Source organism: Brevibacillus borstelensis, from assembly GCF_036700025.1.
Classification (GTDB): domain Bacteria; phylum Bacillota; class Bacilli; order Brevibacillales; family Brevibacillaceae; genus Brevibacillus; species Brevibacillus borstelensis.
This window is the reverse complement of sequence record NZ_CP144922.1, coordinates 3,517,085-3,533,159: the sequence shown is the minus strand read 5'-3', so window position 1 is coordinate 3,533,159 and position 16,075 is coordinate 3,517,085. Positions and strand designations below refer to the sequence as shown.

The 16,075-nt window shown below is 48.6% G+C and carries 15 protein-coding genes and 2 pseudogenes; 11 read left to right on the top strand and 6 right to left on the bottom strand.

Features of this window, described 5'->3' with window-relative positions; translation table 11 throughout:
* Positions 1–39: 39 nt before the first annotated feature.
* Together ftsW and V5G20_RS16850 are read right to left on the bottom strand one after the other, a co-directional pair.
* Positions 40–1,212 (bottom strand): putative lipid II flippase FtsW, encoded by a 1,173-nt coding sequence (ftsW, locus tag V5G20_RS16855; protein WP_327927277.1) that lies wholly within the window; start codon positions 1,210–1,212, stop codon positions 40–42.
* Between the two features lie 81 nt (positions 1,213–1,293).
* Positions 1,294–1,638 (bottom strand): YugN family protein, encoded by a 345-nt coding sequence (locus V5G20_RS16850; RefSeq protein WP_003387325.1) that lies wholly within the window; start codon positions 1,636–1,638, stop codon positions 1,294–1,296.
* A gap of 190 nt (positions 1,639–1,828) precedes the next feature.
* Here V5G20_RS16850 and V5G20_RS16845 point away from each other — a divergent pair, with 190 nt between their 5' ends.
* The 4 genes from V5G20_RS16845 to V5G20_RS16830 all read left to right on the top strand — a co-directional run bounded on the left by V5G20_RS16845 (position 1,829) and on the right by V5G20_RS16830 (position 5,393).
* Positions 1,829–1,909, top strand: coding sequence for a putative holin-like toxin (locus tag V5G20_RS16845; RefSeq protein ID WP_221175483.1), 81 nt, complete (start codon positions 1,829–1,831; stop codon positions 1,907–1,909).
* A gap of 287 nt (positions 1,910–2,196) precedes the next feature.
* Entirely contained in the window at positions 2,197–2,640 is a 444-nt protein-coding gene (locus tag V5G20_RS16840) for a CBS domain-containing protein (protein WP_003387324.1), read from the top strand.
* Positions 2,641–3,267: 627 nt separating this feature from the next.
* Entirely contained in the window at positions 3,268–4,533 is a 1,266-nt protein-coding gene (ltrA, locus tag V5G20_RS16835) for a group II intron reverse transcriptase/maturase (protein ID WP_024985202.1), read from the top strand.
* Positions 4,534–4,679: 146 nt separating this feature from the next.
* Positions 4,680–5,393, top strand: a complete 714-nt coding sequence (locus V5G20_RS16830; RefSeq protein ID WP_338461397.1) for a MerR family transcriptional regulator — start codon at positions 4,680–4,682, stop codon at positions 5,391–5,393.
* Positions 5,394–5,408: 15 nt separating this feature from the next.
* On the opposite strand, the gene V5G20_RS16825 is transcribed toward V5G20_RS16830, so the two are convergent.
* Positions 5,409–6,293, bottom strand: a complete 885-nt coding sequence (locus V5G20_RS16825; protein WP_338461395.1) for an IS3 family transposase — start codon at positions 6,291–6,293, stop codon at positions 5,409–5,411.
* Positions 6,233–6,559, bottom strand: coding sequence for a helix-turn-helix domain-containing protein (locus V5G20_RS16820; protein WP_024985204.1), 327 nt, complete (start codon positions 6,557–6,559; stop codon positions 6,233–6,235). Before V5G20_RS16820 ends, V5G20_RS16825 begins: the two co-directional genes overlap by 61 nt.
* Before the next feature lie 84 nt (positions 6,560–6,643).
* Between V5G20_RS16820 and V5G20_RS16815 the strand changes: the two genes are divergently transcribed.
* The 4 genes and pseudogenes from V5G20_RS16815 (at position 6,644) to V5G20_RS16800 (ending at position 10,479) form a co-directional block, all read left to right on the top strand.
* Positions 6,644–7,003 carry a class I SAM-dependent methyltransferase gene (locus V5G20_RS16815; RefSeq protein ID WP_327957030.1) on the top strand — a complete coding sequence of 120 codons (360 nt, stop codon included), beginning with the start codon at positions 6,644–6,646 and terminating at the stop codon, positions 7,001–7,003.
* An 828-nt stretch (positions 7,004–7,831) separates the two neighbouring features.
* A pseudogene (locus tag V5G20_RS16810) lies at positions 7,832–8,527 on the top strand (reverse transcriptase domain-containing protein); the annotation flags it as partial.
* A 77-nt stretch (positions 8,528–8,604) separates the two neighbouring features.
* Positions 8,605–9,825, top strand: a complete 1,221-nt coding sequence (locus tag V5G20_RS16805) for an IS256 family transposase (RefSeq protein ID WP_025845625.1) — start codon at positions 8,605–8,607, stop codon at positions 9,823–9,825.
* A 75-nt stretch (positions 9,826–9,900) separates the two neighbouring features.
* A complete protein-coding gene (locus tag V5G20_RS16800) occupies positions 9,901–10,479 on the top strand; it encodes a reverse transcriptase domain-containing protein (RefSeq protein ID WP_338461391.1) in 579 nt (192 codons plus the stop codon).
* A 219-nt stretch (positions 10,480–10,698) separates the two neighbouring features.
* On the opposite strand, the pseudogene V5G20_RS16795 reads toward V5G20_RS16800, so the two are convergent.
* A pseudogene (locus V5G20_RS16795) lies at positions 10,699–12,036 on the bottom strand (IS1182 family transposase); the annotation flags it as partial.
* 248 nt (positions 12,037–12,284) lie between these two features.
* Here V5G20_RS16795 and V5G20_RS16790 point away from each other — a divergent pair.
* Positions 12,285–13,097, top strand: a complete 813-nt coding sequence (locus V5G20_RS16790; RefSeq protein ID WP_122958433.1) for a thermonuclease family protein — start codon at positions 12,285–12,287, stop codon at positions 13,095–13,097.
* A 67-nt stretch (positions 13,098–13,164) separates the two neighbouring features.
* On the top strand, positions 13,165–13,593 hold the full coding sequence (locus V5G20_RS16785; RefSeq protein WP_003387321.1) for a hypothetical protein: 429 nt from the start codon (positions 13,165–13,167) through the stop codon (positions 13,591–13,593).
* A gap of 94 nt (positions 13,594–13,687) precedes the next feature.
* On the opposite strand, the gene V5G20_RS16780 is transcribed toward V5G20_RS16785, so the two are convergent.
* Positions 13,688–14,119 carry a protease complex subunit PrcB family protein gene (locus V5G20_RS16780; protein WP_194246904.1) on the bottom strand — a complete coding sequence of 144 codons (432 nt, stop codon included), beginning with the start codon at positions 14,117–14,119 and terminating at the stop codon, positions 13,688–13,690.
* A gap of 46 nt (positions 14,120–14,165) precedes the next feature.
* Here V5G20_RS16780 and V5G20_RS16775 point away from each other — a divergent pair, with 46 nt between their 5' ends.
* Positions 14,166–16,061 (top strand): helicase-associated domain-containing protein, encoded by a 1,896-nt coding sequence (locus V5G20_RS16775; protein ID WP_243014061.1) that lies wholly within the window; start codon positions 14,166–14,168, stop codon positions 16,059–16,061.
* The last annotated feature ends 14 nt before the right edge of the window (positions 16,062–16,075 follow it).

The window sequence follows — 16,075 nt, the reverse complement described above, 5'->3', positions numbered from 1 at the left end:
GACCTGCAGAGACGGCAGGTCCTTTTCCATTCGTTTCGATCAGCGGTTTGCGTACAATTGCTTTTGCCCTTGTTCTGTCAGCTTTTGCCGACTCACTTCACGGGACACGCTCAGAAGGATCCCCGTGGATACCAGGGTCATTAGCAGGGAAGATCCGCCGTAGCTGATAAAGGGCAAGGTGACGCCAGTCAGAGGGATGAAGGACGTTACGCCACCGATGTTTACAAACGCCTGTATTCCGATCATGCTGACGATTCCGATTCCGACCAGGCTGGCGAAGGTATCATGCACTTTCAGACAGATGTGGATTCCCCGCAAGATGAACAGCAGGTACACGAGCAAGAACAGGCTTGTCCCGAAAAAGCCGAGCTCTTCGGAAATGATCGCAAAAATAAAATCTGTATGCGCTTCAGGCAAATACAAATATTTCTGTATGCTTTTGCCAAATCCGGTACCGGTCAGCCCTCCGTGGGCAATGGCAATGAGCGATTGCTTGATATGGTATCCCGTACCTAGAGGGTCGCTCCAAGGATCGAGAAAAGAAGTCAGCCGGTTCCAGGCGTGGTCCTTCTTCTTGACATAAGCGAATACGGCAAGAGAAGTGACCGGAAACCCGATCATAAACAGATGGCCAATCCGCGCACCGCCGCAAATCATGACGACGATCGCCGTGCCGAGCAGGATCGCTGCCGATCCCATGTCAGGCTGTACCATGATCAGGATAAAAAATGCGCCGGTGACAACGAGCGGGGGCATAAGGCCCTTTTTCAAATCCCGGAAGCCATCGCCTTTTTTGGAGATAATCGCTGCCAAGTACAGAATCAGGCCCAATTTGGCAAACTCAGCCGGCTGCAAATTGACTGACCCGAAACTAAACCAGGACCGCGCCCCTTTCGCATCGTTACCAATACCTGGAATGATAACGAGCAGCAGCGACAGAAAACTGACAAAGACTATTAACAGAAAGTTCCGTTTGTAGAAAGAAAACGGTATGTTCATCGTGATCAGCATTCCGAATATGCCCAGAAGCAGCCACATCGCTTGCCTTTTCACGAAATACAGTTCGTCGCCGCCGCAAATTTTGCAGCCGTTGGATGTAAAGCTTGTCAGGGCATATATCGAGCTTGAGCTCAACACCATTGTGATGCCAAAACCTACCAAGAGAGCGGTTAACAACAGCAACAAAAAGTCGGGGACTCCCCGTGTTTTCATGAGAGAAACCTCCCCCTTGACGTGAAACAGAGAGGGGATGCCTCTCTGTTCTTAGGACGCAAATAGCTGGATGCAGTTGGATTAATAAGCAGAAAGCTTCTCGTTCAATACCTGCAGCTTGCGTTTTGCTGTCTGTACGACCGAATCCGGAATCGGGGAATCGTAATCCAATCCATGAGGGAACAAGTGTCTGCCCATGTAAGGGTCCTCGAGCTTCAAAACAGCGTGGCTGTCTTCCAGTTTTCCCTCGATTGCATTGGCTTCGATTCGCAGATAGTAGTTGTTGCCTTTATCTTTCAGTTGATAATCGTATGTAGCGTGTTTGTAATCCCAAGCTCCGCGAACAAACCCCAGGTCACTCATGTAATGATCCAGATCGGCGAGCATGACTTCCTTGTTGCCGATTCCTGTGTCCTTGATAACCATTGATTTTCCTCCTACAAATGGTAAGTTATTCACTACACTATATTAGTCTGTTTTCGGAAAGAGCGCAATGGATAAGTCGTGTCTCTGGCAGGATGCCACTTTTCCCAATTTATGGTATACTAGGTAACTACAATAGGTGAGCTCCACAAGGGTGGTCGGTTCATCCCCGTTTTGGAAAGGGGGTGATAGCATGACAGTATATGAAGCACTAAGTCTGATGGTAGCGTTCGGGACCTTAGTCTTAATGCTGTCAACCAGTAAAAAGAAGTAGACCTCCCTTGAGCCTGACAGCCGGGAGGTCGACACCGAGAAGTGAGAGCCGCCCCCCAAATGGGGAACAACTATTGTATCCATCGACCGTATGGGTGCTGGTCCACCCTGCGGTCTTTTTTTGAAAAGCTCTCGGTGTGCGATGCCTTCGCAGACACCACCCTACCATCTTACCACACCGCTTGGAGACTTTCCTAGTCGGAATTCGGGGCGGCTCGTCCAACACGCATGAAACCTTTTTTGCCCGGACAAACTACAATTGTTATCAGCAAAAAGGAGGAGAGAAAGATGGCAAAAGTGGAAAATCGGACGCTGCGTGAAATTATGACAAAAGATGTGGCAACAGTGACCCTTAAAGATAATGTCTATGAAGTGGCTTGCAAGATGCGTGACTGGAATGTCGGCGTCATCCCCGTTGTCGATGAGAAAGATGACGTGATCGGCGTGATTACAGACCGTGACATCGTAATTCGCGGCTTGGCGGAAAAACGCGAGGGCTCCGCTGCCGTTGAAAACGTAATGACCCGCGATATTATTATGGGTCAACCAGGAATGACTGTCGACGAGGCAGCCAAAATTATGGCCAAGCACCAAATCCGCCGTCTGCCTGTCGTAGAGAACGGAAAGCTGGTCGGCATCGTCGCGCTCGGAGATATGGCTGTCCGCCAAGTGCATCATGACGAAGCGTCCGAAGCCCTCTCCCAAATCTCCGAACCGCTCGGCAATGTGTGATTCCCAACAGATACACTGACGGAAATAAAGGGAAAAGAAAGAGGCTGTCACTGGCGGCAGCCTCTTTTTTTGGTGCGCCCAGCATGGGCGATAGCTATAGGGTGAAAGTCCCGAACGGGGGTTGGCTGTACCAACCGTTAGCTCAAGGCAAGGGTGTCGACCGCGAGGTCGAATCTGAAGGAAGCCGGCGGCAAAATCCCGACCTGAGGTACACGAACCCAATTTGAGGCTGTTGTATCCGGGCGAGTCTGCCAAACAAGACAAAGCCCCATACAGCCAAGGGATACAGTAGTAAACTTGGGCAGGTACATGGGATGAAAGTTATCGTTCTTACCTGGGGAGGTCTGCATGAAACGCCTTCAACTGTTGGTAACCGTCTCCGTAAGGAGACGCTGAACATGCAGAAGTCAGCAGAGGCCATAGTACCCGAGTAGAGGACGCTTGAATGGGGAAGGGCCGAACATCAAGTCAGCATGCGATCCATGTCTTTTGATACGGTACGTCGAAGCAGAATTCTGTCAAGGAACTACTTTTGAAGAGCAGGGGTGAAGCCCCGAGGGTACAAAAGAGGGCTGAGTATCGTACAGCAAGCACGGAGTCCGCATGTGCGAAGGAAGGAACATCATTATGGATTTGCTGGAAAAAGTCTTATCACGGGAAAACTTACGGATGGCACTCCAACGAGTGGAGGAAAACAAAGGTGTCGGTGGAGTCGATGGTGTTTCAACCGAACAACTACGCGATTATCTACGTGAACACTGGCAAGCCATCCGCGAGAAGATGGAAAGGGGAACCTATAGACCTTCACCTGTTCGCAGAGTCGAAATCCCGAAACCTGACGGTGGTGTAAGGTTATTAGGCATTCCCACCGTGGTAGACCGCTTTATTCAGCAGGCCATCCTCCAAGTGTTAACGCCGATCTTCGACCCCACCTTCTCGGAATCTAGCTATGGGTTCCGTCCAAAACGTAGCGCTCACATGGCAGTAAGGAAAGCGCAAGCGTATATCTCCGAAGGATATCGTTTCGTGGTGGACATCGATCTAGAGAAATTCTTTGATCGCGTAAATCATGATATTCTAATGAGCCGTGTGGCTCGAAAAGTTCAGGACAAGAGAATTTTAAGACTGATTCGTTCCTACTTGAATGCGGGGATCATGATAAATGGCGTCTGTACAACATCAAGTGAAGGAACACCGCAAGGTGGGCCGTTAAGCCCACTTTTGGCAAATATCCTACTTGATGATTTGGACAAGGAACTCGAAAAGAGAGGCCACCGTTTCTGCCGCTACGCAGACGATTGTAATATCTACGTGAAAACAAAACGGGCAGGGGAACGAGTAAAGAAGAGTATTCAAAACCACTTGGAGAAGGTACTAAGGCTAAAAGTAAATGAGGAGAAAAGCGCGATAGACCGACCATGGAAACGAAAATTCTTGGGCTTTAGTTTTACCTTTGCAAAACAGACAAGGATTCGCATCCACCCCAAATCCCTCCTCAAGCTAAAAGAGAAAATCCGCACGATCACGAATCCGGTGTGGAGCATCTCGATGGAGAAGCGGATTGAAAGAATAAATCAGTACCTCATGGGCTGGATTGGATATTTCGCCCTTGCAGACGCGAAGGGCATTCTACAATCCATTGAGGAATGGACAAGGCGCAGGCTCCGTCTTTGTTTGTGGATGCAGTGGAAACGCGTGAGAACCAGATATCGAGAACTTCGTTCTCTTGGCATATCTCACGTAAAAGCCATTGAAATTGCAAATACCCGCAAGGGTGCATGGCGTACCACAAAGTCTCCGCATATACACAAAGCCCTCGGCATTGCCTACTGGCAACAACAAGGGCTGAAAAGCTTAGTGCAACGATATTCTCAAATTCGTCAAGCTTGGTGAACCGCCGTATACCGAACGGTACGTACGGTGGTGTGAGAGGACGGGGGTTAGTCGCCCCCTCCTACTCGATTTCAGATAAGAACCCTTTACTCTTCCGTTGCGGAAAGGTTTACAATGAGAGGAGAAAGCATGAGAGGAAGAAGAACGTGCAGATCAAGGAAATGGCTGAACGCTTGCAAATCACAGCCCGGGCAATCCGTTTCTATGAGGAAAAAGGGCTGATTTCGCCAAAAAAGGCAGAGCATTCGGGCTACCGCTTATTTTCCGAAGAGGATGTATGGAGGCTTCAGACGATTATCACCTTGAGAGAAGTGGGCATGCCGATCGAAGACATTCGGGAACTGCTGAATCGGATTGACAAAGAAGAAGAGAGCTTGCTTCATTACTTGGAGATCCAACGTTCCTGCATGTATGACCGGTGGATCGAGCTTAGCAGAGTCATTCAAACGACCGAGCAGATGATTGGCCGTATCAAGCAACAGAAAGGAATCGATCCGGCAGCCTTGTTCGAATTGGCTGAGGGGAACAAACGGCTGCGCCAGATAAGAAACAACTGGGTGGATCGGTGGAATTTCAACCAGATTGCGGATTATTACGATATATCGGTAAACGAGAATAAACAGGGCTTTTACCCTTATGAAGACTATGAGCTTGTACTGCAGGAAGTCGTCCATGCAACTGCTCCCTGCCCGGATGAGGTTGGTTTGGACGCAGGAACAGGGACGGGCAACCTGGCAAAGCTGTTTCGGGAAAAAGGAGTACAAATGAGCGCGTTTGATCAAGCTCCCCAGATGCTCAAGCAGTGCCAAAAGAAAAACCCGGGCATGGAAATGGTCAAGACCCCATTTAGTGGACAGTAAGAAAAAACCCGACCGTTAGACCGACAGCTGACGTCTGAATTCAACAGGCGTCAGCCTTTTTAATTTTCGTTGTGGTCGACTTTGGTTGTAGAATTGAATATATTCCTCAATTCGCCTTTGTGCCTCATCCACACTTCGGATATCATAAGGGTAGAGCCCTTCCGTTTTGAGATGCGAGAAGAAGCTCTCCATCGAGGCATTATCATAACAGTTGCCTCTCAGAGACATGCTGATTTGGGCGCCAACCTTCGGCAACATGTCGTGGTAAGCGTAGGACGTGTACTGGAATCCCTGATCGCTGTGAACGATCAGTCCAGTCACGTCTTTCGTCTTTTTAAAGGCTTTCTCAAAGGTCCGTAGGACCAACTGATTGTCGTTGCGAACTCCAATGTGGTAAGCCACAATCTCATTATTAAACAAATCCTTAATAGCAGACAGGTAGAGCCACGTATCCGCGACACGATACTGTGTGACATCGGTTACCCATTTTCGATTAGGTGCATCCGCTTTGAAATTCCGCTGCATCACATTCTCAGCGACTCGTCCACCTTCGGTTGAAGCATAGTGACCTCGATATTTGCGGCGTATTCGAGAACGGAGCTTCATTTCTTGCATCAGACGTAGTACCTTCTTATGGTTGACCCATACCCCGTGATCTCGTAAGAGAAACAGCTGGGTTTGTCGATACCCATATTTACCATCATACTTCTTATAAACTACTTTGATGAGGTCTTTCACGGGCTTGTCCCGGTCCGCTTGTTGCCGTTTCAAGTATGCATAGTATCCACTTCTTGAGACTCCAAACAGCTTGCAAAGTTCACTAGTCGTATACTCACCAGCTACTTGCTTGATCGCCTCATACTTATGGGCTGCACCTCCCGCATCCAGATTTTCAAACACTTTTTTAGCATCGAGTTCTCTCGTTTTAGCTTTTTAACATATCGATCTTGATCAACATATTCTTCACGTCTACCTCGTTGATCCATCAACCCAAATTCGCCTAACTGTTTATATTTTTTCATCCATACTTTAAGCCGGTGGCGGTCCGGAATCCCCAGATGCTCCATGATTCGACGGTATGTCCATCCTTCTTCGATATGCAGTCGTATGGCTTCCACCTTTAATTCGTGAGAATAACTTCTAAACGTTTGCCCCTTTTTCACCATAAAAAATGCACCCCTTAAATTTCATCGGATTTACCAGGGGTTTAATCCAATGTCCATTCTAAGGGGTGCACTTCAGAAACAAAGCTGGGCACTTTTTTTGCCTTTCCCTATTTTGGCGGCATGTTTGACTTCGTCGTCACCAGCTTTGCACTCCATCATTTGACTGATGATCAGAAGACGCTTGCTCTGGCTGAATGCAAGCGGGTATTGAAGCCAGGGGGGCGCCTGGTGATAGCCGACTCGATGTTTGCCGACGAGGAGCATAGAGCTTTGCACATTCGGGCGCTTCTTCAGGCCGGACGAAAGGAGGCCGTAGCAGAGATCGAGGATGAATACTACGCGGATCGCAGCAAGCTGGTGCAAAATTTGCAAGAGCTTGGTTTTAGGGTCCAGGCCCGGCAATTGACCACCTATGTCCATTTAATCGAAGCAAAGCTGATGTGAGTCGGCCTTCGCGACGCCATGCCAAGCTTCGCAATTGCAGGCCATCCTCTGCAACTTTTGGGCTCATCCCCGCTGACATCCGCCCTTTCTGCTGCATAGGCTGTAACGAGAAGGAAAGGGGGACCTCTGCTATGGGGTTGTTCGATAATTTTTTTGACCGGGATAATGATGAGCTTCTGTGGATCATCATCGTTGTAGTGGTACTGCTTTTCTTGTTTAACAGCGAACGCGACTGACAAAAAAGAATAGGTCTCGTTGCAGTTTGACGAGAAGAACAAAACGACCTTGGAGACAGGTCGTTTTTTGTTTGAAGCGTGCCCAGCAAGCCGTTAATTGCTAGTTGGTGAAAGTCCAACCGAGGCAGGAGCCAAGTCACCTCGTAGCTGACAGGCAACTGGTGGAGAAATCCTAAGGTTGAAGCCCTGTGACAAAGTAACTCGAAAGAGTGCGAGCAAATCAGCAGGCCGTAACATAAAGTGAATCCTGCAGCCTCGTTAAGAAAGACCACCGAGAGGTGGACAAAGGGAAGCCGAGCTTGTTTCATATGGGCGAAGGCCAAGGACGGTGTGGAGAACTTGGAATACAGCACCTATGAATCCCTCGGGGTATGGGGAGCGGTATGTTGAGAAAGTAGTTAACGGAACTGGGGAGACCCTACTCTGCACGCCCCGTCAGGAGCGTAAAACGGAAACCTATAACCGTAAGGGAAGTGGTGGATGGCAGAGAGGGAGTCGGAGGGGTTCATAGTACCGATGAACATAAGGACAACACAACCTTATGGAGGGAAGGAGCCCTGCTTTGTTCACGGGTCGAAGGAGGTAAGAGTGAGTGAATGCAAGTAAACTTGCTAACTACACCGATGTAAAAGCTCGACAACTTTGGACAACCCTATATCTTTGTGCCAAGGCAAACTCAAAACGGCGATTTCATGCCTTGTATGACAAAATCTACCGCCCGGATATTCTAGCGACAGCTTGGAGGAGAGTAAAAGCAAATAAAGGGAGCGGAGGAATCGACGGACAATCCATCGCACAGATTGTGGAGGAGTATGGGGAGAGCCGTTTTCTTAACGAGATCTATCTAGATTTAAAAGAAAAGCGGTATCGTCCACATCCGGTTCGTCGAACTTACATCCCTAAACCGGATGGCAAGAAACGTCCACTCGGCATCCCGACGATCAAGGATCGGGTGGTCCAAATGGCTACTAAGCTAGTCATTGAACCGATCTTTGAAGCTGATTTTCGGGACTGTTCTTATGGCTTTCGGCCAGGAAGAAATGCTCACCAGGCAATTGCACAGATACGCAAAGCAAGCAAGAGGTGTTATTGGGTCGTAGATGTTGACATTAAAGGGTATTTCGACAACATCAACCATGAGAAGTTGATGAAACTGGTCGAAATGAGAATCAGCGACAGACGTGTTCTGAAACTTATCCGACAATGGCTGCAGGCTGGGGTCATGGAAAATGATCAATTCCATGAAACAGAACTGGGAACTCCGCAAGGAGGGGTAATCTCGCCTCTTGGGACTGTAAAATATTCTGTGTAAACTCTCAAAACCTATTACAATAAGAGAAAGGTTGGTTTGAGAGGATGACACCTATGGCGAGATTTAGTAAGGAACAAGTGAAGGCGTTTGTGAAGGAAAACAACCTCAAGACGATGGACGATGTGCAGTCGGCACTGAAGGAACTGTTTGCAGAAACGCTGCAGTCGATGCTAGAGGCGGAGCTTGACACGGAACTCGGCTATGAAAAGCACGATGTGAAGCGAAAGAAAACAACAAACAGCCGTAACGGGAAGACAAAGAAGACGGTGACAAGCGAATACGGCGAGGTGGAGATCGCGGTGCCACGTGACCGTAATGGCGAATTTGAGCCCGTTATCGTGAAAAAGCATCAGTCTACCGTTACCGGCATTGAGGACCAAATTATCGCCATGTATGCCAAAGGTGTCAGCACACGGGATATTCAGGACCATCTGAACCATCTGTATGGAATTGACGTTTCTCCTACCATGATCTCCAATGTGACGAATAAGATCGTGCCACTCATCAAAGAATGGCAGAACCGACCGCTACAAAGCATCTATGCGGTTGTATTTATGGACGCCATTCACTACAAAGTCAAGCAAGACGGTGCTATTGTGAACAAAGCGGCTTATATGGTCATTGGCATTGATTTGGACGGCAACAAGGACGTATTAGGCATGTGGATTGGAGAGAATGAATCCTCAAAGTTCTGGCTGAGCGTACTGAACGACTTACGGAACCGTGGGGTTCAGGACATTCTCATCACCTGCGTGGATAACCTAACGGGCTTCTCTCAGGCCATCTCTGCCTGCTATCCGAATACGGAGATCCAAAAGTGCATCATTCATCAAATCCGCAACTCGACCCGTTATGTTTCTTACAAGGATCTTAAGAAAGTGACGGCGGATTTAAAGCCAATCTACAAAGCGGCAACAGAAGAGGCTGCCTTACTGGAATTGGATCGTTTTGAGGAAACATGGGGTAACAAATATCCCCTCATCGTTCGCTCTTGGCGTACCAACTGGGACGAGCTAGCTACTTTTTTCAAGTATCCACCAGAGATTCGTAAATTGATCTATACGACCAATATGATTGAGAGTTACCATCGGCAACTCCGAAAGGTGACGAAGGGCAAGAGCATTTTCCCCACCGATGAAGCCCTGCTCAAAATGCTCTATTTGGCTACCATGGACGTCACCAGGAAGTGGACTGGACGAGTGCAGAACTGGGGGCAAATGCTCCTCCAGCTCTCCGTTTTCTTCCCGGATCGGATCGGCCAATACTTACGCTAGTTTTTTATTCCAAAAGGGTTTACACAAAATACTGGACAGACCCCGCCTCTTCTTTCAAACATCTATCTAAACTACATGGACACCATTTGGGAAAATCAATTCTCCCATCTTGGCACACTTATCCGCTATGCGGATGACTTCGTTATCATGTGCAGAACCAAACAAGAAGCATTGGAAAGCATTCAAGTGCTGATGGCTATTCTAAACAAGCTGGAGCTTAGTCTCAGTAAAGAGAAATCTAGACTCGTTAATATTTGGGACAATTCCACTGGGTTTGACTTTCTTGGGCTGCACCATCGCAAATTCCCCGTGTTCAACAAAGGGGGGAGCAAGGTATTTGCTATGTCTCATGTACCAGCTAAGAAAGCAATGAAGGAAATGAGACGTAAAATTAAGGAATACACTGCACCAAGGAACAAACTGTTTCTGTCTCTAGAAGAGCTAGTGAAAGGGCTAAATCGCAAGCTAAGGGGGTTCAAGAACTACTACTTCATCTCGCCCATCGCCAAACGATGGGCAAGACGGATAGACTGGTATGTGATTGAACGCCTTACAATCTTCTGCAACAAGAAAAGAAGCAAGCGGAATAAACATGCCGGAAAGCTGAAGGTCATACAAAACACGCAGGGTAGTTTATTGAAATTAGCCGGATAAAGTAAGCCGAATGCCAAAGAAAGAAGAACATCGGAAAGCCGTATGAGGGAAAACCTCACGTACGGTTTGATGAGGGGGAGCTGAAATGAGCAAGGCGACCATACGGTCGCCCCAGGTTGCAGACAAACTCCCTCGCTGAACGAACAGCAGAGGGAGTTTGTTTAATAATTTGATGAAAATACCGAAGGTGTTTTGATCGTTCACCTTTTGGCGACCTGATTTCCATAGCCAGGTCGCCATTTTTTTCAAGTTCATGGCAGCGAAAACAAGCATCGCCTGCATCGTGACCTTCTCCAGTCCTCGTAAGGTCGTCCAACGCATGCCATGCTTTTCCTTCATATCAGCGAATACACGTTCAATCGTTTCTTTCCGTTTGCTATAGATTTGTTTGTTTTCCTCGGTATGCCGGAGGTGGTCTACCTCTTCGAGGTAATCAGCCCAGATGTGGCGACTCACTCTCTTTGTGTAGTCTTTACTTTCCGTGCATTGTTTCAAGAACGGACAACTTCGGCAAACTTGAGAATTTGATCGATAGATACGGTACCCATCCTTGTTTGTTGTCTCATATGTTAAGATTTGCTCGTTCGGGCAGATGTAGCAGTCGAAATATTCATCATACACATATTCGTGCTTTTTAAAAAAACCTTCTTTGGTGCGTGGTCTTGTGTAGGGCATAACGGGGCGAATCTGGTCATCAAGGAGTGTTTTACTGATGTAAGGCGTCTTGTATCCCGAGTCCACTGCCACAGCTTGAGGCTGTGCAAACGTCTTTCGCACTTGATTCAAAACATCCTCAAAAACCTGACTGTCATGCACATTGCCTGGCGTTACCTTGGCACCAAGCACAAATCCATTTCGATCACATGCTGTATGAAAACTATAAGCAAATACACGTTCCTTTTCCCCTTTTACAAACAATCCGCAATCCGGGTCAGTTGTGCTGACTTTCACCTCCTTCTTCGAAGTTTCTGTCTTTTTTTCAAGGGGCTTCTTTCCATGTGCAATACGATCCTGATTGATTTCTTCGTCCAGCAGCTCTTGATATTTCTTCGCTTGTTCTTCAACGATTTCTTTCACGTATTTATGCTTATTCGCACTGGCTTTTACATGCGTAGCATCAATGAAAAGCACATCAGGCTTCACGAATCCATGATGAACCGCCTCCTCCAATATTCGAAGGAAGATCGACTCGAAGAGTTGAGTATCCCGAAAACGGCGAACATAGTTCTTGCCTAGGGTCGTGAAATGGGGAATGGGCTGACTGAAATCATAGCCAATAAACCACCGATAGGCAACATTGGTTTCGATCTCTTTAATCGTTTGTCGCATGGAACGAATTCCAAAAATATATTGGATGAAAGCAATTTTAACTAAGACTACAGGGTCAACACTGGGTCTGCCATTGTCATGACAGTAGAGGCTTTCCACCAAGTCATAGATGAACGAAAAGTCGATTGCATTTTCAATTTTTCTTACGAGATGATCTTCTGGCACCAACTCATCTAGCGAGAATGCAGATATCTGATAACGCCCTTCGGCCTCTTGCTTATTAAGCATAATGCCACCTCTAAAAAATAACTTTTGAAAACGTAACATGTTCTATATTCAACAAAAAAGCCTGCAGACCCTGTTCCTTACGGAACTTTGTCTACAGGCTGAGGCGACCATACGGTCGCCCGAAAGTTTCAGTTCTCTACTCTACGATTTTTTGACATATGCACATATGTTCGCAATCTATGATTGACCACTCTTCGGGCTTCCGGTACGCTGGTAAGCAGCATCAGAGAAAAGGAGATGGCAAGATCATGAAACGTCTGAGCGCCTGGCTCGTTATCATGGCGTGCCTTTTGTACGCATGTGCAGCGCCAGAAGGGCCAAAGCCGAACGGCGAAATGACAACTACCGTAAAACGGGTAGTGGACGGCGATACTTTCGAAATCGCAACCGGGGAAAAGGTGCGCCTGATCGGGGTGGATACACCCGAAACGGTAAAGCCCAACCATCCCGTAGAGCCTTATGGAAAAGAAGCAAGCAACTTTACGAAAGAACTGCTTACAGGCCAAGAGGTGCGCCTTGTTTTTGACGTGGAGCCGCATGACCGATACAAACGGTTGCTCGCCTATGTCTATTTAATGGATGGCACGTTCGTCAATGAAAAATTGGTAAAAGAAGGCTATGCCAGAATTATGACGATCCCCCCGAATGTAGCCAAAGCGGACGTGTTTCTCGAAGCAGAGCGGGAAGCGCGGGAACACAATCGAGGGCTTTGGGGATTGGAACTGTCAAACGGAAAAGCGGAATCCAAAAACGGAAATGCAACATCGAAAAACGGTGCCAATTCCTCCAAGGACAAGGCTTCTGAATCGAAAGATAAGGCTTCCGATTCCAATGAAAAGACTGGACAACCCAAAAACAGTGCCGGCGAAACGAACAACCAGAATACCGAACAAGCGGAAACACCCCCTGCAGGAAAGCTGATTAAAGGAAACATCAATTCCAAAGGGGATAAAATCTATCATGTGCCTGGGTCGCGAAATTACGACCAGACCAAGGCGGAAGTCTGGTTTGCAACAGAAGAGGAAGCGCAAGCAGCGGGCTATCGTGCGCCAAAGCGCTGACCATCAGGAATACGGCAACGCAGGTTAGGGAAAAATGGGGATGATTGTCTCTGAAAGGAGTGTCCCCATGAAAAAAGAAAAATCCATGCGTCTGGTTTATCGCCTGCTGCTCCTGATTGGTGTCGTCGCCGTGATCGAGTTTGCCCTCTACGGCACGCGAGATGCGGAGACGGGAGGAGTCAAACAAGCGGCGGAACAGCCCGAGAAGGCCCCTACGCTAGAGGTGACGCACAGTCTGCAGAAAAACGACCTCCACCTGAAGATGAAGGTGACAGGCTTCACGTATTCAATCGAGAATATGGGCAAGGAAAACCGGCCTGGCGAGGGCCATATTCACATCTATCTGGATGGGAAAAAAGTCGCCAAAGCGTTTGAAGACAATTATATCGTAAAAAATATTCCCAGCGGCTCGCATGACGTCGTCGTAGAGCTGGCGCATAACAATCACGAGTCATACGGCATCAAGCAAGAGTTCCGGGTTGAGGTAAAGCCCTAGAGGAAGGCGCAAATAATCGGGCACAAAAGCAGAAAGCCGACATCCGGCACTGGCGCTGGATCGTCGGCTTTTCTATTCTCGTTATTCCTAAAAACTAGCGGAACAATACGGTTACTTGTGCTTGCTTGTCTGGGACAGAAACGACCAAGGTCGGATAGCTGATGACCTGCGTCGCCATGGAACCGGCAGCAGGCTTTTGCTCGCGGACATGGATGACATACCCGTGTGTCCCTTTGCGTTCCACCTTGTCAGCAACCAATCGGTACCCGCCTGTAGGACGTTTTCCGGCACCGATGACGACATACGTTTTTTGATCGGCGCGGACGACAGAGTGACCGCCGTTTTTCCGAACCGAACGAAGCGCATCCTGTACCGCTGGCGGATACGGGGCCGATACGCTTTGCAATTCATCTGCGCCTACCACAGCAGCTTGTGTTGGGGTAGGATGATCTATATGGAACGGTTGGCCTGTCAATGACAAAGATGCAGCCAAAAGTAAACTGTACCATGCGTGTAACACAGGCATCCCTCCTAGATGTAGTTTTATCAATTGAGCAAACGAGGTGAACGGCGTGCGCATCCTGCAGGGTGTCGAGTTTCTTTCACAAACAACCCAAGAGCATATGCTAGAAGAGCATGCCAAACGTTTCGGCATCAAGGACGGTCGGACATTGACTGACCTGTTGACCGATCCGCTCTTTATCGATACATACTGGAAACAAGCCGACGATAGCGAAAAAAAGGTAATCCGTCTTTTTGTCACTACTGCGGCAAGAGGATTTTTGCGTAAAAAAGACTGGGAAAAGATCGTTTTGCATCAGGGGCGAATACTGTCGGTCGGGTTAAATAAGCTTCGCCGACTCGGATTCATTCTCACCGTCCGAAAAATGTGGGGTGAGATCGGCTACATGATGCCGAAGGAAGTGAGAGAAAGGCTTACCCTTTGTCTCATCACCGAACGTCATTGTACGCCTGCTCCTGCAAAGACGCTCCCTTATTATATAACGGCAGGCAGGGGGATACATCTGGATCTTTTTGGCGTCCTCTCCTTTTTACGGGAAACGGATGTTCCTCTGACCGTGAAGGGCAGTATTCACCGGCGAATTCTCCAGAAAATGACGCCGCTGCTTACACTTTCCGATGAACATGTCGAGGGATGGGCAAGCTATTCGATCCCCGAATCAAAGGAAGGTGAAATGGCGCTTGCGGTCGTGATCGACTTGGCGATCCGGCTTGGATTGATTCGCGCCCGGGGAGGTCAGCTTGTCCTGGAGAAGCTAAGCGTTGCCAAGTGGCTGGAAAAAGGCCAGGAGGCAAGGTGGAACGAGCTTTTTCAACTGATTGCGGAGGAGTATTTGCCGCATGACAGCTGGTGGGATGGACTGCTTGTACTGATGATGGAGAGTAAATCCGACGAATGGCATAGTATAAATGATCAGATCAAGACATTAGCTGACACAGGCTTCCGCGTTCCGGATGATGCTGCCAGCTTGGCAGTAACCAGATGGCTCCACCTGCTGCTCGGTTTCGGTTGGCTGCATATGGGAACGACAGCCGAGGGAGAGGTGTACTGGCGTTGGAACAGCCTGCCTCGCCTGGCGATTGAGGAGCGCTGGTTTATCGATCCTGCAGGAGTCTTGACGATACCGCCGCTCGTTCCGCTGAAAGCTGTGTGGGAGGTCAGCAGGTTTTGCCCGCTGGTCTTCACCGGGGATTTGATTCAAGGCGAGCTGCAGGCAAAGCCGCTGCAGTCCTATCTGGCGGCTGGGGGAAAAGAAGAAGATGCCATGGACATCCTGCAGCAGTATTGCGCTCATCCACTGCCTGAATCGATCGGGCAGATGATCCGGCAGTGGGGAAGGGAGGCCCGTCAGATTCAGTTCGAACCGATGGTCAGGGTCCGTACTGCACATCCCGGGATTTTGGAGGAGCTGAAGACCCTTGAACAGTTTCGTCCTTTCCTCGGATTCCCAATTTCCTCGACCGATTTTCTGATCGCACCGGAGCAGGAAAAGGAAGTAACCGCGCTGTTGCGAAAATACGGATACACTCCGTATATGCCCAAAAAATCTACAGAAGATCAGGCTGCTCGCAGTCATGCCGCGGAAGGGGGGCCTGACGGGCTATTCACGATCCCCCGCCCTTGGGATGGGTTTGCTGTTGAAAATACCTTCCCGGATAGCCTGGAGGGCATGCATCAGCTTTCTTCGTTGCCGAAGATGTGGACCCAGCATTTTCAATCATACCACCCGCAGACGATGCGCACGCTGCTGCAGCGGGCATCCGAGCTGGGATTGGAGATCGAAGCGGAGATGCAGGACAAAAAGGTAAGGGCGGGAATTCCGCGCCAAGTATCGATTGAAATGGGTTATTGGTATGTTTTTCTGGAAGTGGGAAACAAAAAACAAAGATGCCGTCTGGACGACATTCATCGGGTGCGCATTGTACTGCCCGAATATCTGTACTAGCCCGCTTGCTTCGT